24 protein-coding genes are annotated in these 25,466 nt (G+C 70.1%); 15 read left to right on the forward strand and 9 right to left on the reverse strand.

All coding sequences use genetic code 11. The features are described from left to right. The first annotated feature begins 110 nt into the window (after window positions 1-110). The 4 genes from OG331_RS27200 (at window position 111) to OG331_RS27215 (ending at window position 2,653) form a co-directional block, all read left to right on the forward strand. On the forward strand, window positions 111-485 hold the full coding sequence (locus OG331_RS27200; protein WP_406200788.1) for a VOC family protein: 375 nt from the start codon (window positions 111-113) through the stop codon (window positions 483-485). Window positions 486-705: 220 nt separating this feature from the next. Continuing rightward, on the forward strand, window positions 706-1,410 hold the full coding sequence (locus tag OG331_RS27205) for a helix-turn-helix domain-containing protein (RefSeq protein ID WP_406200790.1): 705 nt from the start codon (window positions 706-708) through the stop codon (window positions 1,408-1,410). Between the two features lie 73 nt (window positions 1,411-1,483). Continuing rightward, entirely contained in the window at window positions 1,484-2,176 is a 693-nt protein-coding gene (locus OG331_RS27210; protein WP_406200793.1) for a hypothetical protein, read from the forward strand. A 141-nt stretch (window positions 2,177-2,317) separates the two neighbouring features. Further along, window positions 2,318-2,653: a DUF2516 family protein gene (locus tag OG331_RS27215; protein ID WP_383238020.1), complete on the forward strand. Its 336-nt coding sequence runs from the start codon at window positions 2,318-2,320 to the stop codon at window positions 2,651-2,653. Window positions 2,654-2,811: 158 nt separating this feature from the next. Here OG331_RS27215 and OG331_RS27220 read toward each other — a convergent pair whose 3' ends face one another. The 3 genes from OG331_RS27220 to OG331_RS27230 all read right to left on the reverse strand — a co-directional run bounded on the left by OG331_RS27220 (window position 2,812) and on the right by OG331_RS27230 (window position 7,193). Continuing rightward, window positions 2,812-4,113 (reverse strand): PP2C family protein-serine/threonine phosphatase, encoded by a 1,302-nt coding sequence (locus tag OG331_RS27220; RefSeq protein ID WP_406200795.1) that lies wholly within the window; start codon window positions 4,111-4,113, stop codon window positions 2,812-2,814. Between the two features lie 355 nt (window positions 4,114-4,468). Continuing rightward, window positions 4,469-5,551: an NlpC/P60 family protein gene (locus tag OG331_RS27225; protein WP_406200797.1), complete on the reverse strand. Its 1,083-nt coding sequence runs from the start codon at window positions 5,549-5,551 to the stop codon at window positions 4,469-4,471. A gap of 805 nt (window positions 5,552-6,356) precedes the next feature. Continuing rightward, on the reverse strand, window positions 6,357-7,193 hold the full coding sequence (locus OG331_RS27230; RefSeq protein WP_406200800.1) for a class I SAM-dependent methyltransferase: 837 nt from the start codon (window positions 7,191-7,193) through the stop codon (window positions 6,357-6,359). A gap of 426 nt (window positions 7,194-7,619) precedes the next feature. Here OG331_RS27230 and mshA point away from each other — a divergent pair, with 426 nt between their 5' ends. The 3 genes from mshA to OG331_RS27245 all read left to right on the forward strand — a co-directional run bounded on the left by mshA (window position 7,620) and on the right by OG331_RS27245 (window position 11,331). Then, window positions 7,620-8,957: a D-inositol-3-phosphate glycosyltransferase gene (mshA, locus tag OG331_RS27235; RefSeq protein ID WP_406210302.1), complete on the forward strand. Its 1,338-nt coding sequence runs from the start codon at window positions 7,620-7,622 to the stop codon at window positions 8,955-8,957. Beyond that, window positions 8,950-9,450, forward strand: coding sequence for a YbjN domain-containing protein (locus OG331_RS27240; protein ID WP_406200802.1), 501 nt, complete (start codon window positions 8,950-8,952; stop codon window positions 9,448-9,450). The genes mshA and OG331_RS27240 overlap by 8 nt, the downstream gene beginning before the upstream one ends. Before the next feature lie 297 nt (window positions 9,451-9,747). After that, window positions 9,748-11,331 (forward strand): glycosyl hydrolase family 28-related protein, encoded by a 1,584-nt coding sequence (locus OG331_RS27245; protein ID WP_406210304.1) that lies wholly within the window; start codon window positions 9,748-9,750, stop codon window positions 11,329-11,331. Here OG331_RS27245 and OG331_RS27250 read toward each other — a convergent pair. Further along, window positions 11,310-12,116 carry an AraC family transcriptional regulator gene (locus OG331_RS27250; protein ID WP_383238039.1) on the reverse strand — a complete coding sequence of 269 codons (807 nt, stop codon included), beginning with the start codon at window positions 12,114-12,116 and terminating at the stop codon, window positions 11,310-11,312. The two genes, OG331_RS27245 and OG331_RS27250, sit on opposite strands and share 22 nt — an antisense overlap. Before the next feature lie 49 nt (window positions 12,117-12,165). Between OG331_RS27250 and OG331_RS27255 the strand changes: the two genes are divergently transcribed. After that, on the forward strand, window positions 12,166-12,609 hold the full coding sequence (locus OG331_RS27255; protein WP_406200804.1) for a DUF2000 family protein: 444 nt from the start codon (window positions 12,166-12,168) through the stop codon (window positions 12,607-12,609). A gap of 78 nt (window positions 12,610-12,687) precedes the next feature. Here the strand turns inward: OG331_RS27255 and OG331_RS27260 are convergent, their stop codons facing one another. After that, window positions 12,688-13,950: an MDR family MFS transporter gene (locus OG331_RS27260; RefSeq protein WP_406200806.1), complete on the reverse strand. Its 1,263-nt coding sequence runs from the start codon at window positions 13,948-13,950 to the stop codon at window positions 12,688-12,690. A 174-nt stretch (window positions 13,951-14,124) separates the two neighbouring features. On the opposite strand from OG331_RS27260, the gene OG331_RS27265 reads away from it, so the two are divergent. Further along, window positions 14,125-14,886, forward strand: coding sequence for a phosphoglyceromutase (locus OG331_RS27265; RefSeq protein WP_391405525.1), 762 nt, complete (start codon window positions 14,125-14,127; stop codon window positions 14,884-14,886). A gap of 105 nt (window positions 14,887-14,991) precedes the next feature. Here OG331_RS27265 and OG331_RS27270 read toward each other — a convergent pair whose 3' ends face one another. From OG331_RS27270 to phoU, 3 genes are all read right to left on the reverse strand, one after another. Next, window positions 14,992-15,702 carry a DUF899 domain-containing protein gene (locus OG331_RS27270; RefSeq protein WP_406200809.1) on the reverse strand — a complete coding sequence of 237 codons (711 nt, stop codon included), beginning with the start codon at window positions 15,700-15,702 and terminating at the stop codon, window positions 14,992-14,994. Window positions 15,703-15,756: 54 nt separating this feature from the next. Then, window positions 15,757-16,731 carry an alpha/beta hydrolase gene (locus OG331_RS27275; protein ID WP_406200811.1) on the reverse strand — a complete coding sequence of 325 codons (975 nt, stop codon included), beginning with the start codon at window positions 16,729-16,731 and terminating at the stop codon, window positions 15,757-15,759. Window positions 16,732-17,344: 613 nt separating this feature from the next. Further along, entirely contained in the window at window positions 17,345-18,046 is a 702-nt protein-coding gene (gene phoU / locus OG331_RS27280; protein WP_362388672.1) for a phosphate signaling complex protein PhoU, read from the reverse strand. Between the two features lie 356 nt (window positions 18,047-18,402). Here phoU and OG331_RS27285 point away from each other — a divergent pair, with 356 nt between their 5' ends. Together OG331_RS27285 and OG331_RS27290 are read left to right on the forward strand one after the other, a co-directional pair. Next, a complete protein-coding gene (locus tag OG331_RS27285) occupies window positions 18,403-19,746 on the forward strand; it encodes a sensor histidine kinase (RefSeq protein ID WP_406200813.1) in 1,344 nt (447 codons plus the stop codon). Then, on the forward strand, window positions 19,743-20,423 hold the full coding sequence (locus tag OG331_RS27290) for a response regulator transcription factor (RefSeq protein ID WP_015659563.1): 681 nt from the start codon (window positions 19,743-19,745) through the stop codon (window positions 20,421-20,423). The genes OG331_RS27285 and OG331_RS27290 overlap by 4 nt, the downstream gene beginning before the upstream one ends. A 145-nt stretch (window positions 20,424-20,568) precedes the next feature. Here OG331_RS27290 and OG331_RS27295 read toward each other — a convergent pair whose 3' ends face one another. Then, window positions 20,569-21,264 carry a DUF461 domain-containing protein gene (locus OG331_RS27295; RefSeq protein WP_406200815.1) on the reverse strand — a complete coding sequence of 232 codons (696 nt, stop codon included), beginning with the start codon at window positions 21,262-21,264 and terminating at the stop codon, window positions 20,569-20,571. Between the two features lie 622 nt (window positions 21,265-21,886). On the opposite strand from OG331_RS27295, the gene OG331_RS27300 reads away from it, so the two are divergent. The 4 genes from OG331_RS27300 to cysS all read left to right on the forward strand — a co-directional run bounded on the left by OG331_RS27300 (window position 21,887) and on the right by cysS (window position 25,441). Next, window positions 21,887-22,369 (forward strand): CarD family transcriptional regulator, encoded by a 483-nt coding sequence (locus OG331_RS27300; protein WP_003953493.1) that lies wholly within the window; start codon window positions 21,887-21,889, stop codon window positions 22,367-22,369. A 286-nt stretch (window positions 22,370-22,655) separates the two neighbouring features. Then, window positions 22,656-23,432: a 2-C-methyl-D-erythritol 4-phosphate cytidylyltransferase gene (gene ispD, locus OG331_RS27305; RefSeq protein ID WP_406200817.1), complete on the forward strand. Its 777-nt coding sequence runs from the start codon at window positions 22,656-22,658 to the stop codon at window positions 23,430-23,432. After that, the gene (gene ispF, locus OG331_RS27310) at window positions 23,422-23,919 is read left to right on the forward strand and encodes a 2-C-methyl-D-erythritol 2,4-cyclodiphosphate synthase (protein WP_328880812.1); all 498 of its coding nucleotides are present in this window, start codon (window positions 23,422-23,424) and stop codon (window positions 23,917-23,919) included. Before ispD ends, ispF begins: the two co-directional genes overlap by 11 nt. Window positions 23,920-24,040: 121 nt before the next feature. Next, window positions 24,041-25,441: a cysteine--tRNA ligase gene (cysS, locus tag OG331_RS27315; protein WP_328880813.1), complete on the forward strand. Its 1,401-nt coding sequence runs from the start codon at window positions 24,041-24,043 to the stop codon at window positions 25,439-25,441. The last annotated feature ends 25 nt before the right edge of the window (window positions 25,442-25,466 follow it).

The following is a 25,466-nucleotide window of genomic DNA, read 5'->3' on the forward strand; positions in this document are numbered from 1 at the left end:
CCGCGGGGGTGCCGCGTGGGTTTCGGCCAGGCGGCGCTCACGGCCCGGCGTGCGGCAGATGCCATTCTGGGATCTTCATTGGGAAGCCCACTGGTCGGCCCGGAGGTGTCATGCCCCTGCAGATGAAGTTGAGCGCGATCACACTCGACTGCCCTGATCCGCTGGCTCTGGCGGCGTTCTATCAGCAGGCCACCGGCCTCGAACCCCACCCGAAGTCGGACGCCGACTTCGCCGGTCTCAACCATGCGGACGGACTCTTCATCGGCTTCCAACGGGTCGACGGCTACCGGGCTCCGCGCTGGCCCGACCAGACCGTCCCTCAGCAGCTTCACATCTGCTTCAAGGTCGAGGAGGACCTGGAGGAGGCCGAGGCCCGGCTGTTGGAACTGGGCGCGGGCAAGCCGGATCACCAGCCTCACGATGCCGCCAGGGCGCGGGTTCTCACCGATCCGGCCGGGCATCCCTTCTGCATCGTCAGAAGCTGACCGGGGGCTCGGGAGAGCTTCGATCTCTCTGGCTGTGGCCTCAAGGGCCTCGCGCACATCCACCTGGGCCTCCGGTGCGACGCCGACCAGCCATCGCGGAGACAGGGCAGCCGGGAACGGGCATCGACGACAGGCCCATCTGAGTGGCCGTCACGTGGCGTGGCGCACTTTTGCAAGCAGGTGCTTGCAATAGTTAGCGAGGGTGGGGCAAGGTGGAGGCATGGCATCGCTCAACGTCGGCAATCTCGGTGAGTACCTGCGCGACCAGCGGCGCAATGCGCAGCTGTCGTTGCGGCAACTCGCCGATGCCGCCGGGGTGTCCAATCCGTATCTGAGCCAGATCGAGCGCGGGCTGCGCAAGCCGAGCGCGGAGGTGCTGCAGCAGGTCGCCAAGGCCCTGCGGATCTCCGCCGAGACGCTGTATGTGCGGGCCGGCATCCTCGACGCCGAGCGGGACCGGGACGAGGTGGAGACGCGCGCCGTCATCATCGCCGATCCCACGCTGAACGAGCGGCAGAAGCAGGTGCTGCTCCAGATCTACGAATCCTTCCGCAAGGAGAACGGGTTCGGGATACCCCCCGAGGCGGACGAGACCGACGAGGCACATGAGGCCGCCGAGGTGATCGAGGCGGTCGAAGCGGTCGAGCCGGCCGAGGCCGTCTCGACGGACCACGGTCCGGTGGACTCCCGGCAGAGCGACGGCCAGGGCGACGGCGACAACGACAGCGACGACGCGGCGGACGCTCAGGGCAGTGACGCCGCCGTACGCCGCCGCCGTAAGACCCGCACGGACGGCAGCAATGCCAAGGCCGGCGGCCGTAAGCCCGCCGCGCGCCGTACCCGCACGACCCGCACGACTCAAACGTCCGACGGCAGCGACGCCGACCCGGAGAACCCGAACAACCCCCGGCAGTCGGCCGGCTGACCACGCACACCGGCAGGCCGACCGCGGGACCCGAAACCCTCACCTGAAATGCAACCCGGGAGGACCACCCACCATGGCCATCACCGACGACCTGCGTAAGACCCTCAGCGACCCGACCCCGCTCTACTTCGCCGCCGGCACCGCCGACCTCGCCCTCCAGCAGGCCCGGAAGGTGCCCAGCCTGGTGGAGCAGCTGCGCTCCCAGGCGCCGGCCAGGTTCGAGGCCGTTCGCAACACCGACCCCAAGGCCGTCCAGGACAAGGCCGCCGCCCGCGCCAAGGAGGCAGGTGCCAAGGCCAAGGAGGCGCAGGAGAGCATCCAGACCAAGGTCAACGAGTTCGTCACCAGCCTGGACGCCGACTTCAAGAAGTTCGGCAGCAACCTGGACGCGGACGTCAAGAAGCTCGGCACCAGCCTCGACGCCGACCTGAGGAAGTTCGGCGAGAGCGCCCAGGACTTCGCACTCCGCTCCATCGGTGTCGCCGCCGAGTACGCCGTGAAGGCCCGCGAGGCCTACGAGAAGGTCGCCGAGCACGGCGAGCAGACCGTGAAGACCTGGCGTGGCGAGGCCGCCGAGGAGATCGAGGAGCTCGCCATCGTCGTCGAGCCGAAGGCCGAGCCGGTCGAGGTCAAGGAGGACAAGGCCGAGGCCAAGCCCGCCCAGACCCAGCCCGCCGCCGAGGCCGCGTCGGCGAAGAAGCCCGCCGCCAAGAAGGCTCCGGCGCGCAAGCCCGTCGCCAAGAAGACGACGCCGCCCGCCAAGTAACACGCGCGGGTGAAAAGGGGCCGCAGGACACGGGTCGGGCACTTACAGAGTGCTCGGCCCGTTGTTCGGGTAGCCGGCTTGCGGTTGCGGGTACGGTGAGCGCGTAGGTATGAGCCGAGTCGGGTGGTGGACGTTGTGCTGATGCAGGGCTTCGCGGGGTTCATGTGGCTGCTGAGTATGGCCCTGATCCTTTTCAGCGGCTTCGCACTGATCGATGCGGCCACTCGCCGTGAGGACGCCTACCGCGCGGCTGACAAGAAGACCAAGCCGTTCTGGCTGCTCATCCTCGGGCTCGCCTTCGTGGTGAACCTGATCTTCAACATCCTGTCGTTCCTGCCGATCATCGGCCTCATCGCGACGATCGTGTACATGGTGGACGTACGCCCCGCGATCAAGAGCCTGCCCGGCGGCGGCCGCAGCAGAAAAGGCGGCTCCAGCAGCGACGGCCCCTACGGCCCGTGGAACGGCGGCCGCTGATCAACACCCCGAGCGGCAGCGCCCCGTAAGGGGCGCGGGGCCGCAGCGATGTGCGGTTCCGCCGCGAGGGCGCGACCAGCCACCACACACCGGCAGTCGGCGGACGACAGAGCCCCCGCGGCGCGCCCCGCTCTCGCCCACCTGCGACGCGCCTGCGCTCACACCGTCCGGTCGAGCAACAGCACAGCCACGTCGTCCGCCAGCTCGCCCCCATTGAGGTTCCGGACCTCATTGACGGCGGCCCGCAGCAATGCCTCCCCGCGCAGCCCCTCCGCGAGCTGCCGCCGCACCATCTCCACCATCCCGTCCTGCCCCAGCCGCTCCCGGCCCTCGCCGATCCGGCCCTCGATGAGGCCGTCGGTGTAGAGCATCAGGCTCCACTCCGCGCCCAGCTCCACCTGCATCCGAGGCCACCGGGCCCCGGACAGCAGCCCGAGCGCGGGCCCGTTGTTGTCGTACGGCAGCAGCCGCGCAGCCCGCCCCGGCCGGGCGAGCAGGGGCGACGGGTGACCCGCCAGGCACAGCCCGGCCCGCCGACCGTCCGGCGCGATATCCACCGTGCACAGCGTCGCGAAGATCTCGTCGTCGGCCCGCTCATGCTCAAGGACCTGCTGCAGTGTGCCCAGCAGCTCGTCCCCGCACAGCCCCGCCAGCGTCAGCGCCCGCCAGGCGATCCGCAGCTCCACACCGAGCGCGGCCTCGTCGGGCCCATGGCCGCAGACGTCGCCGATCATGGCGTGCACCGTGCCGTCCGCGGTGCGCACGACGTCGTAGAAGTCACCGCCGAGCAGGGCACGTGACCGCCCCGGGCGGTAGCGCGCGGCGAACCGCAGCGAGGAGCCCTCCAGCAGCGGCGTCGGCAGCAGACCGCGCTCCAGACGGCGGTTCTCCTGGGCCCGCAGACGGCCTTCGGCCAGCCGTCGCTCGGCCGTGTCGGAACGTTTCCTCTCCACCGCGTACCGGATCGCCCGGCTCAGCAGCCGCCCGTCCAGCTCGTCCCGGAACAAGTAGTCCTGCGCACCGACGCGCACGGCCTCAGCGCCGCGCTCGGCGTCACCGGACGCGGTGAGCGCGAGGACGGCGTGCCGGGGGGCGAGCTCCAGTACGTGCTTGAGCACACCCAGCTCGTCCTCCTCGCCGGTCCGGCCGGGCGCGGGCAGCGCGAGGTCCAGCAGGATGCAGTGGACGTCGTCGGTGAGCAGCCGTCCGGCCTCGGTGAGGTTGCGGGCGGTGCGCACACGGATCGGCTTGCCGGCCGCGTCGAGCATCTCGGGCACGACCGTGGAGCCGCCGGGATCGTCCTCGATCAGCAGCAGCGTGAGATTGGTGTGGGTGTTGTTCTCGACCTTCGATTCCTTACGCGGAGCCTCTTCCATGGAGGAGCCGCCTGGGGACGCGGCCGGCGCCTGACCACTCTCCACGGCCGGGATCGCTCTCTGCCGCGGTATGGGTACGGGCATCGTCTTGAGTTCCTTCCCTCCCCCCGAGGGCATGGTGCGAACGAGGGACCTCGATCCACCGACGGGGACCATAGCGGTTGTCGGCGCCGCAGCGGAATGGTGTAGGGCACGCCGTATGGAAGCTGGCCACTGTCATATGCCGCGTTCCGTACCGCAGTTGGACAGGGTGGCCGAGGAGCGGGGATGACGAAGGTCACGTCGATGCACGGTTTGGCGTCAATCCCACGTGGAGTGGGTCACGTGGTGCGGGTCACGAGTCCCCGGTCACAAGTCCCCTGAACCGCCCGCCATAAGCACCCATATCCACCCGCAGGGCCGACCGGTACACCCCAGACATCACAAGTCGCCCCAATGTCTACGCATCGGGCCGAACCACCCCGAGGATCGGCATGGTGCCGGCCCCCGCGACCGTCACCGTCCGCCCGGGGCGCGGGGCGTGGACGATCGCGCCGTCGCCGACGTACATGGCCACATGGCTGGCGTCGGCGTTGTAGATGATGAGGTCGCCGGGGCGCATGTCCTTGATGTCGATGCGCTCGAGCTGCTTCCACTGCTCCTGCGAGGTCCGCGGAATCCCGCGCCCGGCGCTCGCCCAGGCCTGTGACGTCAGGCCCGAACAGTCGTACGTCTTGGGCCCCTCGGCACCCCATTCGTACGGTTTGCCCAACTGGGCGGTGGCGTACTCGAGTGCCTCTCGGCCCTTTTCGGAGGCCTTGCCCTTGATGTCCTTCAGGATGCCGGAGTCCAGCCAGGCGGTCTGGGCCTTGTACGCGGCCTGCTCCTCCAGCTCGGCGAGGCGTTCCTTTTCCTCCTCCTCCAGCTGGGATTCGAGCTCTTCGGCCGCCGCGATCTGCTTCTTGATCTTCTTCTTGGCGGCGGCCTTGGCCTTGCGCCCCGCCTCCAGCTTCTGCCACTGGGCGGAGGCGTCCTTGGCGTACTGCTCCAAGTCCTGCTGGGTGCGGGTCATTTCCGCGAGCAGCCCCTTGGTCGCGCGCTGGCCCTGCAGCACTCGGCCGGTGCCGTCGAGGAACGCCTGCGGGTCGTCGCTGAGCATCAAGTGCGCCTCGTCGGGCAGCCCGCCGGAGCGGTACTGGGCGGCGGCCGCGGCGCCCGCGCGCTTCTTCAGCTCGGCGAGCCTCTCCTGACCTTTGACGATCTTCTTCGCCAGGGAGACGATCTCGGCGGACTGCTTCTCGGCCGCCTCCTCGGCGGCGTTGTACTCGTCGGTGGCGACGGCCGCGTCGTGGTAGAGCTTCTCCAGCTTCTTGCGAACGGCCTCAAGGTCCTTGTTCGACACGGTGGCCGGCGTCGACGAGGAGGGTGACGTGCTCGGAGTGGGGGAGGGTGCCGCGAAGGCCATGCCTGGTGCCGCGAGTACGGTGACCGCACAGACGACGGTCACAGCCACTGCGATCAGGCCGCGCTTGCCCGAACCCATACCACTTCCCCCAAACTGATGTCCCGTCAGTAACATAGAACGTCCGGGGGATCGTGCCACGACGACGCGCAAAGTGACAGAGGTCTGCTTCCCCCCGTTCCCTCCTCGTCACGCCGATCTCCCCGCTTTTGTGACGAACAACTCCCGGAGATCGTTCCCCTTCCGGGGCGGTGAGTCAGGGGGAGTTGGGGGACGGGCGGCGCCGGGGCGGGGTGGCCGGGCGGGCGTGCGGAGTCGGGGCGGTGGGGTCAGGAGACGGGGCCAGGCTGCGGAGCGTGTCGACCGGGCCGGGTCACGGGGCCCGGCCACGGGTCAGGTCCCGGAGTCAGTTCCGCAGGGTCGGCCCGCGAGGTCAGCCCCGGGGGGAGTCAATCGGCAGTGTCGGGTGGCGGGGCTAGGCGCGTGCAGTCAGCCGGTGGGACGTGACGGTGAGCGCGCCCGTGGACTCGACACCAGGGGCGTGACGGTGAGTACGCCCGCGGAGTCGGCTGGCGAGGTGTCGTAACGGAGAGCAAGCCCGTGGAGCCAGTCGCCGACGACGGGCGGTATGACTGCGAGTGGGCCCGCAGGCCGCCAGAGCGTAGAGGCGTAAGCCGCCGGCGCGCAGCCACGTAGGTCCGCAAGCCGCGTAAGTCCGCAAGCCACGTAGGTCCGCAAGCCACGTAAGCCCGCAAGCCACGTAAGCCCGCAAGCCACGTAGGTCCGCAAGCCACGTAAGCCCGCCGGCGCGCAGACGCGTAGTAAGTCAGCGACCCGCAGACGCCGCATAGTCAGTCAAGTCAGTCAAGTCAGTCACCGGCCCGAATCAGCCCCCGGCGCCAACGCCCGCGCGCGGCGCCAACGCCTCCCACCGCACCGTCACTTCCCCCTGCCGCCACCGCGCCGGCCCGTCCGTCACCGGCCAATCGGCCGTGAGGTCCCGCACCGCGCGGATCCACCGCTGGCGTGCCCCGTACGACGCGTAAGGCGCTGCGGCCGCCCAGGCGCGGTCGAAGTCGCGCAGGAAGGCATGGACCGGCTCGCCGGGGACGTTGCGATGGATCAGTGCCTTCGGCAGCCGCTCGGCGAGGTCCGAGGGCCGCTCCAGCGAGCCCAGCCGGGTAGCGAAGGTCACCGTACGCGGCCCCTCCGGCCCGAGCGCGACCCACACATGCCGGCGCCCGATCTCGTCGCAGGTCCCCTCCACGAGCAGTCCGCCACGAGCCCCCGTCACCGGATCGGCCGGCGCAAGCCGTGCACACAGCCGCTCCCAGACCCCGGCGACCCGATCCTCCTCGTACTGCCGCAGCACGTTGGCGGCGCGCACGAGCAGAGGCCGCTGAACGACGGGGATCTCGAACCCGCCGTGCCGGAAGACCAGCCCCTCCCGCTCATACGGCTTCGCGGCCGCAACCCGTGCCGGCTCGATCTCCACGCCGACCACACGCGCGTGTGGCGCGACGGAACGCAGGCGGCCGAGCAACTCCACGGCCGTCCAGGGAGCAGCGCCGTACCCGAGGTCGACCGCGACGGCATCCCCGGCCCGCCGCAGCTCCGGGCCATGCGTGACGGCGATCCAGCGATCCATACGGCGCAGCCGATTCGGATTCGTGGTCCCGCGCGTAACGGTGCCCACGGGGCGGGCGAAGGCGCGGGATGTCATGCATACGAGGGTAAGTGGCCGCCATCAGGCGGAACGCCACCCGCACCGGCGCAACGGCGAGCAGGGGCCGTGCCGGGGGGTGTCCGCCCGCAGCGGCGGGCGTCAAGAGACAGCCCCTCTTGCCCGACAGCAACCGCCCGACCGAGGACGGACACCCCCCGGCGCGGCCCCGACCCACAACGCACTCGCAGGCGCGACGCGAACCCCCACCAACCGCCACAGGCCGCCGCAGGCATCCGCACCAGCCACCGACCCCCCGCCACGCACCCCCACGCATCCACACCCCGAACAGTTGAGCGACACCCGGTAATGCCTCGGCAAAAACCACCCCACCAGGAATGGGAACCCCTCCCTCCGGCGTTGCACCGCCTTGGAGGGCGCTCGCACCCTCCAGCAGGCATGCCCGTAGCCAAGGAGGAACGCCACGTGAGCCAGTACGTCAGCAGGCTCAGGCACCGCTCCCCGGCGGCCCCCTCGCGACTCAGGCTCCACCGCCGCCCCCGCCGCGTCGCCATGCTCTCCGTGCACACCTCCCCGCTCCACCAGCCCGGCACCGGCGACGCCGGCGGCATGAACGTCTACATCGTCGAGCTCGCGCAGCGCCTCGCCGCGATCAACATCGAGGTGGAGATCTTCACGCGCACGACGGCCACGGACCTCCCGCCCACCGTCGAGCTCGCCCCCGGCGTCCTGGTCCGCCACATCGACGCGGGCCCCTACGAGGGACTCAACAAGGAGGACCTCCCCGCCCAGCTGTGCGCCTTCACGCACGGCGTGATGCAGGCCTGGGCCGGCCACCGCCCCGGCTACTACGACCTGGTCCACTCCCACTACTGGCTCTCCGGCCACGTCGGCTGGCTCGCCGCCCAGCGCTGGGGCGCCCCCCTGGTGCACGCCATGCACACCATGGCCAAGGTCAAGAATGCCAACCTGGCCGACGGCGACAGCCCCGAGCCCGCCGCCCGCGTCATCGGCGAGACCCAGATCGTCACGGCCGCCGACCGCCTGATCGCCAACACGGCCGAGGAGGCCGACGAACTCGTACGGCACTATGCCGCCGACCCCGACAAGGTCGCCGTCGTGCACCCCGGCGTGAACCTCACCCGCTTCTCGCCCGCCGACGGCCGAGCCGCAGCCCGCGCCCGCCTGGGCCTCCCGCAGGACGCCCTGATCCCGCTGTTCGCGGGCCGCATCCAGCCCCTCAAGGCCCCGGACATCCTCCTGCGGGCCGTGGCGGTGCTCCTGGACGAGCACCCCGAGCTGCGCTCCCGTATCCACGTCCCGATCGTCGGCGGCCCCAGCGGCAGCGGCATGGCCAAGCCCGAGGGCCTGCAGAAGCTGGCCGCACGCCTGGGCATCGCGGACGTCGTACGGTTCCGTCCCCCCGTCGGCCAGGAACAGCTCGCGGACTGGTTCCGGGCGGCATCGCTGCTGGTCATGCCGTCGTACAGCGAATCGTTCGGCCTGGTGGCCATCGAGGCACAGGCGGCCGGCACACCCGTGCTGGCGGCCGCGGTGGGCGGTCTGCCGGTGGCGGTCAGGGACGGCCGCACCGGCTTCCTGGTCCAGGGCCACGACCCGGCCGAGTACGCGCGCGTGCTGCGCGCCTTCGCCGACGACCCGCACCTGTCCCCGCGGATGGGCGAGGCCGCCGCCCGGCACGCCCAGTCCTTCGGCTGGGACACCTCGGCGGCCGCCACGGCGGACGTCTACACGGCAGCGACCCAGGCCTACCGGCGTCGCGTACGCTCCCACCATGGCTGACGTACAGAAGGCATCGCAGGTCGTCGAGGCAGCCCTGAAGGACGCCGACCTGGAGTGGGAGACCCCCACCCCCGGCACCTACGTCGTCAAGCTCCCCGGCACCCGCAAGCTCTCGACGACCGTCTCCCTGATCGTCGGCCGCCACTCCCTGTCGCTCAACGCCTTCGTCATCCGCCACCCCGACGAGAACGAGCCCGGCGTCCACCGCTGGCTCCTGGAGCGCAACCTCAAGCTCTACGGCGTGAGTTACGCCGTCGACCCGCTCGGCGACATCTACGTCACCGCCAAACTGCCGCTCGCCGCCATCACCCCCGACGAGATCGACCGCCTCCTCGGCCAGGTCCTGGAGGCTGCGGACGGCGCCTTCAACACCCTTCTCGAGCTGGGCTTCGCGTCCGCGATCCGCAAGGAGTTCGAGTGGCGGGTCGCACGCGGCGAGTCGACGCGGAACCTGGACGCGTTCACACATCTGACCCAGCGCCCGACGGACTGACGCAGCGCCCGACTGCGTCCGGCTGAGACCGGCGCAAAGGTCCACACCAACTCACCCTGCACGACCCCTTCCCCACCCCGAGGGGGCCGTGGCATGCTCACGGCCACCGCACTTATGAACGTCGTTCACATCCATGAAGAGCCGCATGGAAGGGCGTACGGACGCATGGGCAATGCGCATCTCACCAGACGGACCCTGCTCATCGGGACCACGGCCGTGGCACTCGGCGCGACGACCGGTACGGCAACCGGCGCGACGACCGGCACGGCGGTCGGCACGAAGACCGGCACCGTACAGATGGCCGCAGCCGCAGCCACCGCAGAAGTCCCGCCCCTCTGGCGCGAGTTCACCCGCACCCCCCTCACCCACCCCCAGATCCCCTACATCGGCAGGGCCGGCCACCGCGGCGGAGCGCGCCGCCTCCCCCGCCCCCGAGCCGTCGCCGACGTACGCGACTTCGGTGCCGTGGCGGACGGCGAGACCGACTCCGCCCCCGCGATCAACCGTGCCATCGCCGCCGCCGGAAGGGCCGGCGGTGGCACGGTCACCATCCCGCCCGGCACGTTCCGCATCGACGACGTGATCCGCATCGGCCACTCGAACGTGGTCCTCCGCGGCGCCGGCAGCGGCCATACGACGCTCTTCGCGACGAAGAACCTCACCGAACTGATCGGCGTCTACGGCTCCCGCTACGGCGGCGACAAGTCGTCCTGGTCCTGGGCGGGCGGCCTCATCTGGCTGGCCCCGGCGGCCCGTTGGGACTCCCTGGTCGCAGCCATCAGGGCGAAGGCCTGGCCCTTCGAGGGCTGGACGGGCAACCGGCGCGACGAGTGGCGCCCGCTGACGAGGGTCGAGCCGGCGCGGCAGGGCGACCTGACCGTCACGGTCAAGGACCCGTCGGCACTCCGCCCCGGCGCCCTGGTCCTCCTCCGCCTGGCCGACGACGCCGCCCACACCCTCCTGGAGCACATGTGCGGCGGCGGCCCGGGCTCCGAGGCGTACACCTGGGACGACAAGACGAAGCTGACGTCGTACGTCCCCTACGAATGGCCGGTCCGCATCACCCGCGTCCACGGCCGCAGGGTCACGCTCGAACGCCCGCTCCCGCTCGACGTGCGCCCGGAGTGGGATCCTCAACTGACCACACATGTGCAGGAGTTGACGGGATCAGGCGTCGAGGGACTGACCCTGGAGGCGACCGAGACCCCCCAGCAGCCCCACCTCCTCGACAAGGGCCACAACGGCGTCGTCTTCCAGTGCGCCTACGACTGCTGGGCGGACGACGTGACCGTTCGCCACGTCGACAACGGCTTCGGCCTGGTGGCCGCCTCCGCCTGCACGCTCCGGCACACGCGCGTGGCGGGCCGTGGCAGCCACCACCCCTACTTCTGCCGCGAGGGCTCGCACGACAACCTGATCGAGGACTTCACGATCGAGGCCCGCACGACCCCGGCCCCCTCCGGCACCCAGGTGCACGGCATCAACGTGGAGGGCCTGTCCTCCCACAACGTCTGGTCACGCGGCGACATGCGGATGGGCACGTTCGACAGCCACCGCGGCCTGCCCTTCGCCAACGTCCGCACCGACATCACCGTCCACAACGACGGCCGCCACGGCGGCGACGCGAGCGCGGGCCCGCTGTTCGGAGCGCGGTTCACGCACTGGAACGTCCGGGTGACCAACGGCCGCGCGGGCATGATCCGCCTCGACGGCCTGGCGCCGTACTCCGCCACCGTCGGCCTGAACGAGGTCAGGGAGTTCGACCAGATCGACGTACCCGACCTCGCGGGCGACCTGCACTCCCGACTGGAGCTGTACGGCACCACGGACGTCGTACGCCCGCGCAACCTGTACGACGCTCAGCGCGAGCTGCTGCGATAGCGCCCCGGCGGGACGCCCACCAGCTTCCGGAAGTGCCGGGTGAGATGGGACTGGTCGTAGAACCCGGTCGCGGCGGCGACATCGGCCGGCGACCACCCCTCCAGCAGCAGCCGGCGGGCTCGGTCGACGCGGCGGGACATCAGGTACTGGTGCGGGGCGATGCCGTATGCGCTGCTGAACGACCGTACGAGATGGGCGGGATGAGCCTGGACGAGCCCGGCGGCCTCGTCGAGGGCGATGCCCTGGACGACACGCTCGTCGAGGAGTTCACGCAGCCGGCGGGCGAGGGCGGGGTCGCGCCGCGGGATGTCCGCCGGGGTCCTCGGCCGCAGGTGGGCGCGCAGCCGGTCGCCGATGAGGGTGAGCCTGCTGTCCGCCTCCAGCTCGTCGCCGGCCTGCGCGAGGGCGGCGTGCAACTGGCCGACGCGCAGCCGCAGGACGGGGTCGCGCAGGTCGGGGGAGTCCACGGCCGGCCCGATCAGGTCGTCCCCCAGCCGGGTGCCGTCCAGGTACAGGACCCGCTTGCGGAAGCCGTGCGGGGTGGCGGGGGAGCCGTTGTGGGGGACGTGCGGCGGGAGGAGGGACACCGTGTCGTGCGGGGTGCCGTGCTCATGGCGGTCGAGGTCGTAGCGCACGGCGCCGTCGTCGACGATGAGCAGCGTCCACGCCTCGTGCACGTGCATCGGGTACGCGTACTCGGTGAAGTGCGCGTGGAAGACCTCGGTGACGCCCGGAACGGAGGGGCGCCACGCGGAGACTTCCTGGCGATCCCGTGCGGCGGCCATGCAAAGAACGTACAAGACGCAGGTGGACGGCGGCCGCCAGTCTCGCCCTATGAACGACACGAGCACGAGCACCCCGGAACCCGTCCGCTTCGACACCAAGATCGCCGTCCTGCTGCGCGAGGACCTGGAGACCTGGCAGCGGCTGAACGTCACGGCGTTCCTGGTCAGCGGCCTGGGGACGCAGCTTCCCGAGGTGGTCGGCGAGCCGTACGAGGACGGGGACGGCGTGCCCTACCTGCCGATGTTCCGCCAGCCGGTCCTGGTCTTCGAGGGCACCAAGGAGACCCTGACGGCGGCCCATACCCGCGCCCTCTCACGCTCCCTCCCGCGCGCGCTCTTCACCTCCGACCTCTTCACGACGGGCAACGACCGCGACAACCGGGCGGCGGTACGGGCGGTGCCGACGGGCGAGCTGGATCTGGTGGGCCTGGCGGTGTACGGGCCGAGGAACGCGGTGGACAAGGTGATCAAGGGGGCGCGGATGCATCCGTGAGGCTGCGGGCATTCCCGGGCCGCCGCGTGCATCGCCGAGCCGCCGCCTCCATCGCCGACGTTCCGCGTGGTCGGCTTCTCAGGCGGCCGGGCTGACCTCCGGCTTCGCGTCGGCCGGGTTGCGGGCGGTGGCCGGTTCGTCCGCGGACAGGCGGCGCATCAGGGTGCCGTATCCGATCGCCGCCGCCGTCCCGATGACCGCGCACAGGCCCCACAGCCACTCGGCGCCGAAGCGGTCGATGACGAGGCCGGACATCAGGGGCGCGACCAGGGCCGCGACCGACCAGGACAGGGTGTACATGCCCTGGTAGCGCCCGCGTCCCTGGGCGGGGGAGAGGCGCACGACGAGGCCGGTCTGGGTGGGCGCGTTCAGCATCTCGCCCAGCGTCCACACGCACACCGTCAGCGCGAAGACGCCGACCGACCCGGCGAAGGCGGTGAGGCCGAAGCCGTACCCGGCGAGAAGGGACGAGACGATGAGGATCCGCGCGGTGTCCCGGCGTTCGATGAACCGGGTGACCGGGATCTGCAGCGCGACGATCAGGACACCGTTGACGGCGATGGCGAAGCCGTAGTCGGCGGGGGAGAACCCGGCTTCGCCCATGGCCACCGGCAGGCCCACCGAGCCCTGCTGGAAGATCAGGGCGACGAGGAAGGACAGCCCGACGACACCCATGAAGCGCCGGTCGCGCAGTACGGTCCCGAGCCGCACCTCGTCCTCACCCGCCTTCTCCGACTTCGTGCGCTCGGGCCGCGACTCCGGGAGCTTGACGAACACCACGACCGCGCAGACGGCCGTCATCCCCGCCTCGATCAGGAACCCGGCGAGGTAGCTGACCTCGGCGATGAAGCCGGCGGCCATGGAGGAGATCGCGAACCCGAGGTTGATGGCCCAGTAGTTGAGGGAGAAGGCACGCACCCGGTCCTCGGGCCGGACGATGTCGGCCATCATCGCCTGCACCGCGGGGCGGGAGGCGTTGGAGGCGGCACCGACGACGAACGCCACGGCGGCGATGGCCACGGGGTGGTGCACGAACCCGAGCACGGCCACGGAGACGGCGGTGGACGCCTGGGCGACGAGGAGGGTGGGCCGCCGCCCGAGCCGGTCGGTCATGACCCCGGCCCCGATCGACGAGACGACCCCGCCGAGACCGTGCAGCGCGGCCACGAGACCGGCGTACGTGGCGGAGTACCCGCGGTCGAGGGTGAGGTACAGGGCCATGAAGGTGGCGACGAACGCCCCGAGCCGGTTGACCAATGTGCTGGTCCACAGCCACCAGAACTCGCGGGGCAGCCCGGAGACGGTCTCCCGGGTGGCACGTCTCAGGGCGGCGAGTGGCATAGGGGTCCCCCGGATGTACCCGGATGCGCGCAACCGGATGTAAGTGGCTCAGTAGGTATCCGCAACTTACAAGCATGTCTGCCGAGGGGACCATTGAATTAACAGATCCCGTCAACCGTCCGCTCCTCGGGCGCGGGGCGCACCCGGCGAAAGCCGTGGATTACGCTCGGACGCATGGCCGACGCACCGTACAAGCTGATCCTCCTCCGCCACGGCGAGAGCGAATGGAACGCGAAGAACCTGTTCACCGGCTGGGTGGACGTCAACCTCAACGAGAAGGGCGAGAAGGAGGCAGTCCGCGGTGGCGAGCTCCTGAAGGACGCCGATCTCCTCCCCGACGTGGTCCACACGTCCCTCCAGAAGCGGGCGATCCGCACGGCCCAGCTGGCGCTGGAGTCGGCCGACCGCCACTGGATCCCGGTCCACCGCAGCTGGCGCCTGAACGAGCGCCACTACGGTGCCCTCCAGGGCAAGGACAAGGCCCAGACCCTCGCCGAGTTCGGCGAGGAGCAGTTCATGCTCTGGCGCCGTTCCTACGACACCCCGCCTCCGCCGCTCGACGACGACTCGGAGTTCTCGCAGGCGTCGGACCCCCGCTACGCGACGATCCCCCCGGAGCTGCGCCCCCGCACGGAGTGCCTGAAGGACGTCGTCGTCCGCATGCTCCCGTACTGGTACGACGGCATCGTCCCCGACCTCCTGACCGGCCGCACGGTCCTGGTCGCCGCCCACGGCAACTCGCTGCGCGCCCTCGTCAAGCACCTCGACGGCATCTCCGACGCCGACATCGCGGGCCTGAACATCCCGACGGGCATCCCGCTGTACTACGAACTCGACGCCGACTTCAACCCGGTGACGCCGGGGGGCAAGTACCTGGACCCGGAGGCCGCTGCGGCGGCCATTGAGGCGGTCAAGAACCAGGGCAAGAAGAAGTAGGCCCCAAGATCATGCCCCTGAGCTGCGCAAAGGCGCGCGGCTCAGGGGCATTTTCGGGCCTGGGCCACTGAGGGGCCCTGGGCCTCCAGTCCCCATCCGCAACCCCTAATCCCCATCCGAAATAGGGGTCGCGCCGTACCTGTCGTGGTAGTTCCACCAGAGATACGGCGGCGTCTGCGGATAGCCCTGCGGTGAGTCCTCCCATTCCTCCTGTCGTCCGAGCGCCGTGATGTCGAGGTAGTTCCAGGTGTTGCCCATCTGCTCGTCGCCCCGGTCGGACACGAAGTAGGTGCGGAAGATCCGGTCGCCGTCGCGGATGAACGCGTTGGTCCCGTGCATCTGGTCGACGCCGAAGTCGGTGTCGAAGTCGTCGGTCACGGTGTACCAAGGGATGAGCTGCCATCCCATGCGCTCCTGCAACCCTCGAATGTCGGCCTGCGGCGCACGCGACACGAAGGCCAACGTCGTGTCCCGCGCGTTGAGATGTGCCGGGTGCGCCACCTGGTCGGCGACGAACGAGCAGCCGTCGCACGCCCGCTCCGGATACGAGCCGCCCGTCGACGGATAGGTCGTCACGTCCGGCGCGTAGAACGCCCGGTACACGATCAGCTGTCGACGACCCTCGAACAGGTCGAGCAGGCTCAGTCCGCCGGCCGCGCCCTCGAACCGGTACTCCTTGTCCACCGCCATCCACGGCATCCGCCGACGCTTCGCGGCGAGGGCGTCGCGCTCCTTCATGAGCGCTTTCTCCTGGACCAGGAGTTCCTGTCGAGCTGCCTCCCACTCTTCGGGCGGGACGATCGGCTGCAGAGTCATGGGGTTCCTCGCGTTCCGGCCGGGAGTGCGGGCTCGTGCAGCCGCCGGTGTCCGTCAGTGGGCAGCGGTCCCAAGGGCATCCCGCAGCAGCGAGATGGCCTGGTCCACGGCTGCTCGGGTCGCCCTGGTCTGGCTGAGCGAGTTGATCATCATGAAGTCGTGCACCGCACCGTCGTAGCGCACCGTTGTGACAGGGACGTTCGCCGCGCGCAGCTTGGCGGCGTAGGCCTCGCCCTCGTCGCGCAGCACGTCGGCCTCGTCCACGATCAGCAGGGCCGGCGGCAGACCGCCGAGTTGCTCGGTGGTGGCGCGGTTGGGAGAGGCGGTGATCTCCGCTCGCTGGTTCGGGTCGGTGGTGTAGGCGTCCCAGAACCACTCCATGGCCTTGCGGCTGAGGTAGTAGCCGGTGTCGAACTGCTCGTAGGACCCGGTGTCCATGGCCGCGTCCGTCACCGGGTAGTACATCGACTGCTGCACGAAGCTGACGTCGCCGCGTTCCTTGGCCATCAGGGCGAGCGCGGCCGTCATGTTCCCGCCGACCGAGTCGCCGGCCACTGCCATGCGCCCGGCGTCCAGGCCTTTGGACGCTCCCTCACGCTTGATCCACTGTGCGGTGGCGTAGCCCTGCTCGATGGCCACGGGGTAGTGGGCCTCCGGTGAGGCCGTGTACTCCACGAAGACCACCGCCGCGTCGGCGCCGACCGCCAACTCCCGTACCAGGCGGTCATGGGTGGCGGCGTTGCCCAGCACCCAGCCGCCGCCGTGCATGTACAGCACGACGGGCAGGGTTCCGGTGGCGCCCTGCGGTTTGACTATGCGCACCCGTACGTCGCCCACGGCGGCCGGCACGGTGATCCACTCCTCGTCGACCGGCAGCTTGTCGACCGGCGCGGCCTGCAGGTCGTCGAGGACCTTGCGTGCTTCGACCGGCTTGAGTTCGTACAGGAACGGATGGTGCGAGGTCGCGTCGGCCAGCTCCTGCGCCGGGCGCTCCAGGATGATCGAGGCAGATTGCGCTTGAGCAGTCATGGCAATGCTCCTGGCAGTGCGGAGAAGCCCGAAGTAAAGAGCGGCGGACGCGTGGTGACTGCCCTGCGGGCGTCGACGCCGCCGCGGGCCGGGGCTCTGGGCGAAGCCCCGGTCAAGCCCTCTATGGGGCGATACGCCCCATCCTAGACGCGGGCTGTGCAACCCTCGACTGGAGACCGCGCACGGAAGAAGCCCCAGCACGGGAGGCCCGCGCACACGGCAAAGGGCCCCGCCGCGACATCCGCACCGGGGCCCCAACCGTCGTACCGGATCCACGGCGCCGTACGCCGCGTCACCTCTGCGTGCTACCCCTTCAGCCTCACCCGCACTGGCAAGGGTTCCCCGACTGGCACCCGCACCCACAGCCGGAGCCGCAGCCGCAGGCGGCGAAGAGCGGGAGGCTCCTGATGTCGGCGGGCTGTTCGGTCGGGCGTTCCTGGGTGGGGTCGGGGGTCGTACCGGGAGTGCTGGGGGATTCGGCCATGGTCCCTCCTCGGGGCTGATGCCTGTGCCCATTCCATGCCCGCCCCGCTGGGCGCATCAACGGCGCACGGAGGCTCCACTCACGCCCCGGACAGGCCCCCGCACTCCCCGCACACCCCCGGCGTACGACTCAGACGCCCTCGGCGTCCGAAACCGGCTGGATGTCCGGCTGGATGTCCTGCTGCAGCTCGTCCGCGTGCTCGCCCGTCACCAGGAACACCACGCGCTTGGCGACCGCCACCGCGTGGTCGGCGTACCGCTCGTAGTAGCGGCCGAGCAGGGTGACGTCCACCGCCGTCTCGATGCCGTGCTTCCAGCGGTCGTCCAGCAGGTGCTGGAAGAGGGTGCGGTGCAGCAGGTCCATCTCGTCGTCGTCCTGCTCCAGCTGCATCGCCAGGTCGACGTCCTTGGTGGTGATCACCTCGGCGGCCTTCGCCATCAGGCGCTGCGCGAGCTGGCCCATCTCCAGGATGGTCGCGTGCAGGTCGTGCGGGATCGCGCGCTCCGGGAAGCGGAGCCGGGCGAGCTTCGCGACGTGCTGGGCCAGGTCGCCCGACCGCTCCAGGTCCGCCGACATCCGCAGCGAGGTGACGACGATACGGAGATCCGTCGCCACCGGCTGCTGGCGCGCCAGCAGGGCTATGGCCCGGGCCTCCAGGTCGTGCTGGAGGTCGTCGACCCGCTGGTCGGCCTCGATCACGCTCTCGGCGAGCTTCAGGTCGGAGTCGAGGATCGCCGTCGTGGCACGCCCGATCGCCGAGCCGACCAGCCGGGCCATATCCACCAGACCGTCGCCGATCGAGTCCAGTTCCTCGTGGTACGCGTCCCGCATCAGGGTCCCTCTCTTACGTATGCCTCAGGGGTTCCGGGGCCAGGAGACTGTCGTCCGACCGGCAGTCCTGTCGTCGGATCTTGTCGTATCCCGTTGAACCGGAAGTCTTACCGTCATGCCCTCCGACAGTAAGGCTGTCGCGAAAACGTCAGTCGGACTGTCGTGAAACCGCCAGTGTGATCCCACGCTAAACCGCCTGTGCGAACCGCACGCATCCACGATCCGGCCCGTACGCGTCCGTTTCCGCCACCCCAAATGAACCAGCACTGGCTCCAAGGTGAACTCTGGGCGACGAGTGTTCGAGGTCGCACTCCGACGGCTGTGGCCACTGCCTGCGTCATGCCTAACCTGGGTGCATGGACGTGAACGCGGCGGTCGCCGCAGCGGCAGCGATCGCCGGGGTGCTTACCGGTGTCATCGCCATGCTGGCGTTCCGCTGGAGCGAACGCGACCTGAAGCGACCCACCCGAACCTCTCTGCACACCGACCCGGTCCTGCCTCCAGGCGTGGACACGGTCCTGTCGGTGCTGCGCTCCTCCGCCGTCGTACTCGACGAGGGGGACGCCGTCGTCAAGGCAAGCTCGGCGGCGTACGCCCTCGGTCTGGTGCGCGGCGGCAAGCTCTCCGTCGAGCCCATGCTCCAGATGGCCCGGGACACCAGACGAGACGGCGAGATACGGCAGGTCGAACTGGATCTGCCCAGGCGTGGCACCGGACGCGGCGAGGCCCTCGCCGTGTCCGCTCGCGTCGCGCCCCTCGGCTCCCGTCTCGTCCTCCTCCTCGTCGAGGACCTCACCGAGGCCCGGCGGATAGAGGCCGTGCGGCGTGACTTCGTCGCGAACGTCAGCCATGAGCTGAAGACGCCGGTCGGCGCGCTCTCCCTGCTGTCCGAGGCCGTCATGGACGCCTCCGACGACCCGGAGGCCGTGCAGCGCTTCGCCGGGCGCATGCAGATCGAGGCGACCCGGCTGACCAACCTGGTGCAGGAACTGATCGACCTCTCCCGGGTGCAGAACGACGACCCGCTGGAGGACGCCGAGCCCGTCCGCGTCGACGAGCTCGTCGCCGAGGCCATGGACCGCTGCCGGCACGCCGCCGGGACGAAGCAGATCACCATGGCCTCGAATGTATGGGCGCCCGAATCGCCCGATCAGGGTGGTGGCGGGCGACGGGCGGGCGGCACCACCGAACTCAGCATCTGGGGCAACCGCGGCCAGCTCGCCGCCGCGCTCGGCAACCTCGTCGAGAACGCCGTCAACTACTCGCCCGCCCGCACCCGCGTCGGCATCGCCGCGCGCCGGGTCAACGCCCCGGGCGGGGACAATATCGAGATCGCCGTGACCGACCAGGGCATCGGCATCTCGGACAAGGACAAGGAGCGCATCTTCGAGCGCTTCTACCGCGTGGATCCGGCCCGTTCCCGTGCCACAGGCGGCACCGGCCTCGGTCTCGCGATCGTCAAACACGTGGCCGCCTCACACAGCGGGGAGGTCACGGTGTGGAGCTCCGAGGGACAGGGCTCCACGTTCACCCTGCGGCTGCCGGAGGCGGGTGCGGCCCGCGACCGCGCACAACAGCACCCCGATCTCGACGACGAGGCCGGGCAGTCCGCCGCTCCATCCCATCGCCGCACAACGCCAGACTCACTCGCTGACTCAACCGCGTACGAAACGCTTTCCGCCCCGGAGGTCCTTCCGTGACCCGTGTGCTCGTCGTCGAGGACGAGGAGTCCTTCTCCGACGCCCTGTCGTACATGCTCCGCAAAGAGGGCTTCGAGGTCGCCGTCGCGACCACCGGGCCCGACGGACTCGACGAGTTCGAGCGCAACGGCGCCGACCTCGTCCTCCTCGACCTGATGCTGCCCGGCCTGCCGGGCACCGAGGTCTGCCGCCAGCTGCGCGGCCGATCCAACGTCCCGGTGATCATGGTCACCGCCAAGGACAGCGAGATCGACAAGGTGGTCGGCCTGGAAATAGGAGCCGATGACTACGTCACCAAGCCGTTCTCCTCGCGCGAGCTGGTCGCCCGTATCCGGGCCGTCCTGCGCCGCCGTGGCGAGCCGGAGGAGGTGACCCCGGCCGCCCTGGAGGCGGGCCCGGTCCGGATGGACGTCGACCGCCACGTGGTCACGGTCTCCGGCTCCAAGGTCGACCTCCCGCTCAAGGAGTTCGACCTCCTGGAGATGCTCCTGCGCAACGCGGGCCGCGTCCTGACCCGTATGCAGCTCATCGACCGCGTGTGGGGTGCCGACTACGTCGGCGACACCAAGACCCTGGACGTCCACGTCAAGCGCCTGCGCGCCAAGATCGAGCCGGACCCGGGCGCGCCGCGGTACCTGGTGACGGTCCGCGGCCTCGGCTACAAGTTCGAGCCGTAAACCGCGGCCGTGGCACGGACGCGGCCGTGGGGAACGAGACACGGTCGCCACGTACGTCGAAGGGCGGGACCCCCGATTCCGGGGGTCCCGCCCTTTTTCTACGACTGTGCAGGTGCCGTACGACGATCCGGTGCCGTACGGCCGCTCAGTGCCCGGCGACCGTCTGCGAGGCGCTGTCGCTCGGGGTCACCGTGGTGCCGGCCCCTGCCCCGTCACCGGCCGCCCCGCCGGTCTCCGTCGCGTTCCCGGACGCACCGTCGGTCGGGGTGGCCTCCGCGCCCTCGGCCGGGGTTCCGGTCGGGGAGGACGTGGTGCCCGGCGTCGCCGGGACCTCGGTCGGGCCCCAGCTCTCGAAGTAGTGCTCGGCGGGCACGACGAACGCGCGCAGGCTCACGTCGCCGGTCTTGCTGAAGGTGAAGGTGATCCGCTGCGCGTTGCCGTCCTGGACGGCCTCGCGGCTGCTGGGCAGCACGGCGGCGGCGTTGTCCTTGCCGCCGATGATCAGCGAACCGCCGGCCGGGATGGTCAGGCTGCCGCCCTTGGCGGGCTTGAGCTCGGCACTCTTGGAGGTGCCGTCCACCTTGATCGAGTCCAGCCTCTGCGCGGAGCTGCCGGAGTTGAACAGGGTCGCGGAGATCGCGGCCGGGCCGGTCGACTCCAGGTCGGGCTGAGTGATGACGATGGCGTTCTGGATCTTGATGTCGCCGACGCTGGTGGCTGCGTTGTCCGGCTTGATCTCCAGGGTCTGCGCGTTGTTGCCGGCCGCACACGCGGAGAGCGCGGCGATCGAGAACGTGATGGCGGCGGCAGCGAGGGCGCCGCGTCGAAGGCTGCTGCTCACGGCGGCGGCAACTCCTTGACTCGAACGGGGGGCGCTTGAAGCCGCCCTAAGTGTCTGTCAGCGGCCTTAGGTTACCGAGCCGTTCCCGTGCGACCGCACCCGACCCTCCCCCGAGCGGCGACGAGACGACGAAGTACGTCCGAAGCGCCCCTTCCGCCACCTGTTCCTTCACCCGCAAGTGGCCCGCTGGTCACTTTGCCCGGACCTCTGTCCGTCATTCACATAAGACGTCTCGCAAGTCCCCCGCAAAATTTCAGTGAAGGAATGCGCGACCCTCCCGGAATTGATCACCGGATGTGTCGCCGACCTGGCTGTGATCAATTCCGGATTCACCGGGGAGGTGACTCGGGACGCCGAACGGAGTAGCGGAAGTCGCACACTTGGAACCGGACATATGTGGATGTTCGGCCACTCGGAGGCGCCCCTGGATGTGCGTAACGTACGCGTTTCACCTCGCCCGCAGAGCCGCTCCCACCTGCGAATACTTTCTTCCGCTCGGCCCGCGCAGCACGTTCCTGTTGGAGTTGTCAAGCCCCGAGATATGCCCTGACCTGCGAAAACGCCATTCAGAACCCGCAGTTTCCGTGTTACCCTGGATAGCCACGGAAGGGGTACCTGTCACATGACGTTCAAGGTTGGCGACACCGTGGTCTATCCCCATCACGGGGCCGCGCTGATCGAGGCCATCGAAACTCGCCAGATCAAAGGCGTGGACAAGACCTACTTGGTGCTGAAGGTCGCCCAGGGTGACCTGACGGTACGTGTGCCAGCGGACAATGCGGAGTTCGTCGGCGTGCGTGATGTGGTCGGTCAGGACGGGCTGGACCGGGTCTTCGAGGTGCTGCGCGCGCCGTACGCCGAGGAGCCCACGAACTGGTCGCGTCGATACAAGGCAAATCTGGAGAAGCTCGCCTCCGGCGATGTCATCAAGGTCGCGGAAGTCGTGCGTGACCTGTGGCGTCGTGAGCGCGAGCGCGGACTCTCCGCCGGTGAGAAGCGCATGCTCGCCAAGGCCCGCCAGATCCTGGTGAGCGAGCTCGCTCTTGCGGAGAACACCAACGAGGACAAGGCCGAGGCGCTGCTCGACGAGGTCCTCGCGTCCTGACGCGGTACATCCGCCTCAGTTTCAGCACAGTGGTTTCGGCAGTGTGCTGATTTTTTTCAAAGAAGTGCCGCGGTGCCCGATGACGTAATTGCTGTCGCCGGGCGCTGCGGCATGTTCGCTCACAGGCGCGGTACGTCCTACCTCGGGGGCGCCCCCGATACTTGGTGTGCCGGGTCCGGGCAGCCGACTCGACCGATGTCACGGAAGGGTTCGGTCAAGAAAGGCCCACCCGGCACGCTTGAGGCCATACCCACGTAGGCAGAGCACACAAACCTGACAGGAACCGATGTCTGACGTTTCGCGTCCTTCGCCCACGGGTGTCCCCGCGGACACACGTGCCGGGGCCCGTACCGCCGTCGTGATCCCGGCCGCCGGAAAGGGCGTACGCCTCGGTCCGGGCGCCCCCAAAGCGCTTCGCGCGCTGAACGGCACGCCCATGCTCATCCACGCCGTGCGTGCGATGGCCGCCTCCCGGGCCGTCTCCCTCGTGGTCGTCGTGGCCCCGCCCGACGGCGCCGCCGAGGTCAAGAGCCTGCTCGACGCGCACGCGCTGCCCGAGCGCACCGACTTCCTGGTGGTCCCCGGCGGCGAGACCCGCCAGGAGTCCGTGAAGCTCGGCCTGGACGCGCTGCCGCCGGAGCACGACATCGTCCTGGTGCACGACGCGGCCCGCCCGCTGGTGCCGGTGGACACGGTGGACGCGGTGATCGAGGCGGTACGGGACGGGGCGCAGGCCGTGGTTCCCGCGCTGCCGCTCGCGGACACCGTCAAGGAGGTCGAGCCGGCCGCCGTCACGGGCGAGCCCGAACCGGTGGTGGCCACCCCGCAGCGCGCCCGCCTGCGTGCCGTACAGACTCCGCAGGGCTTCGACCGCGCGACGCTGATCCGTGCGCACGAGACGGTGACCGACGACGTCACCGACGACGCGAGCATGGTCGAGCAGCTCGGCCTGACCGTCGTGGTCGTGCCCGGCCACGAGGAGGCCTTCAAGGTCACGCGCCCGCTGGACCTGGTCCTGGCCGAGGCGGTTCTGGCGCGCCGGAGGCTGAACGATGGCTTCTGAGCAGCCCGTGATCCTTCCCCAGGTCGGCATCGGCACCGACATCCACGCCTTCGAGGAGGGCCGCGAGCTGTGGTGCGCGGGCCTGAAGTGGGAGGGCGAGGGACCGGGCCTCGCCGGCCACTCCGACGCGGACGTCGTCGCACACGCCGCGTGCAACGCGCTGTTCTCGGCGGCCGGCCTCGGCGACCTGGGACAGCACTTCGGCACCGGGCGCCCCGAGTGGTCCGGCGCCCCCGGCGTCGTACTGCTCACCGAGGCGGCCCGGATCGTCCGCGAGGCGGGCTTCCGGATCGGCAACGTCGCGGTCCAGGTCGTCGGCCCCCGCCCCAAGATCGGCAAGCGCCGCGACGAGGCGCAGAAGATCCTCTCGGAGGCGGCCGGAGCCCCGGTGTCGGTGTCGGGCGCGACCACGGACGGCTTGGGCTTCCCGGGCCGCGACGAGGGGCTCATGGCGGTGGCGACGGCGCTGGTGGTCCGGGTCGGCTGAGGCCGCCCGGCGGGCCGTTTCAGCACGGGCCCGACCGGCCCCCATCGGCCCGCGAGTGACCACGAACGGCCAAACCGCACTTACGCACCAGGCACTACCATCCGCCCACTACCCTGGTGTCGTGACTATTCGCCTGTACGACACCAGCGCCCGGCAGATCCGTGACTTCGCCCCGCTTCAGCCGGGCTGTGTCTCGATCTACCTCTGTGGCGCCACCGTGCAGGCCGCACCGCACATCGGGCACATTCGCTCCGGGCTCAACTTCGACATCATGCGCCGCTGGTTCGAGTACCGCGGCTACGACGTCACGTTCATCCGGAACGTCACGGACATCGACGACAAGATCATCTGGAAGGCGGAGCAGCAGAACCGCCCCTGGTGGTCCATCGGCTACGAGAACGAGCGGGCCTTCACCGACGGCTACACCGCCCTCGGCTGCCTCCCGCCGACGTACGAGCCCCGCGCCACCGGCCATGTCACCGAGATGGTCGAGATGATGCGCGGGCTCATCGAGCGCGGACACGCCTACGAGGCGGACGGCAGCGTCTACTTCGACGTCCGGTCCTGGCCCTCCTACCTGGAGCTGTCCCGGCAGGACCTCGACGAGATGCGGCAGCCCACCGAGGAGGGCATCACCGGCAAGCGGGACCCGCGCGACTTCGCGATGTGGAAGGCCGCCAAGCCCGGCGAGCCCGACTGGGAGACGCCGTGGGGCCGCGGCCGTCCCGGCTGGCACCTGGAGTGCTCGGCGATGGCGCACAAGTACCTCGGCTCCGCCTTCGACATCCACGGCGGCGGACTCGACCTGATCTTCCCGCACCACGAGAACGAGATCGCCCAGGCCAAGGCCTACGGCGACGACTTCGCCCAGTACTGGGTGCACAACGCCTGGGTCACGATGAGCGGCGAGAAGATGTCGAAGTCGCTCGGCAACTCCGTCCTCGTCTCCGAGATGGTCAAGCAGTGGCGCCCGATCGTCCTGCGCTACTACCTCGGCACCCCGCACTACCGCTCGACGATCGAGTACAGCGAGGAGGCCCTGCGCGAGGCCGAGTCGGCGTTCGCGCGCATCGAGGGCTTCGTGCAACGCGTCGTCGAGATGACCGGGCACGTCGTCGAGCCGTCCCCCGAGGTGCCGCTCGCGTTCGCCGAGGCGATGGACGACGACCTCGGCGTCCCGCAGGCGCTGGCCGTCGTCCACACCACCGTCCGCCAGGGCAACAGCGCGCTGGCCGCCGACGACAAGGAAGCCGCCGTGGCCCGCCTCGCCGAGGTCCGCGCCATGCTCGGCGTCCTCGGCCTGGACCCGCTCGACGAGCACTGGGCCGGCGAGTCCGACCGCGGCGAGGACCTCCACGGCGTGGTCGACACCCTGGTCCGCATGGTTCTCGACCAGCGCGAGGCGGCCCGCTCCCGCAAGGACTGGGCCACCGCCGACGCCATCCGTGACCAGCTGAAGCAGTCGGGCCTGGTGATCGAGGACGGCCCGCAGGGCCCCCGCTGGACCCTCGGCTCGCGCTGACGGATTCCGGTTTCCGGAAGATCGA

Origin of the sequence: Streptomyces sp. NBC_01017, assembly GCF_045162795.1 — a bacterium.
GTDB lineage: Bacteria > Actinomycetota > Actinomycetes > Streptomycetales > Streptomycetaceae > Streptomyces > Streptomyces machairae.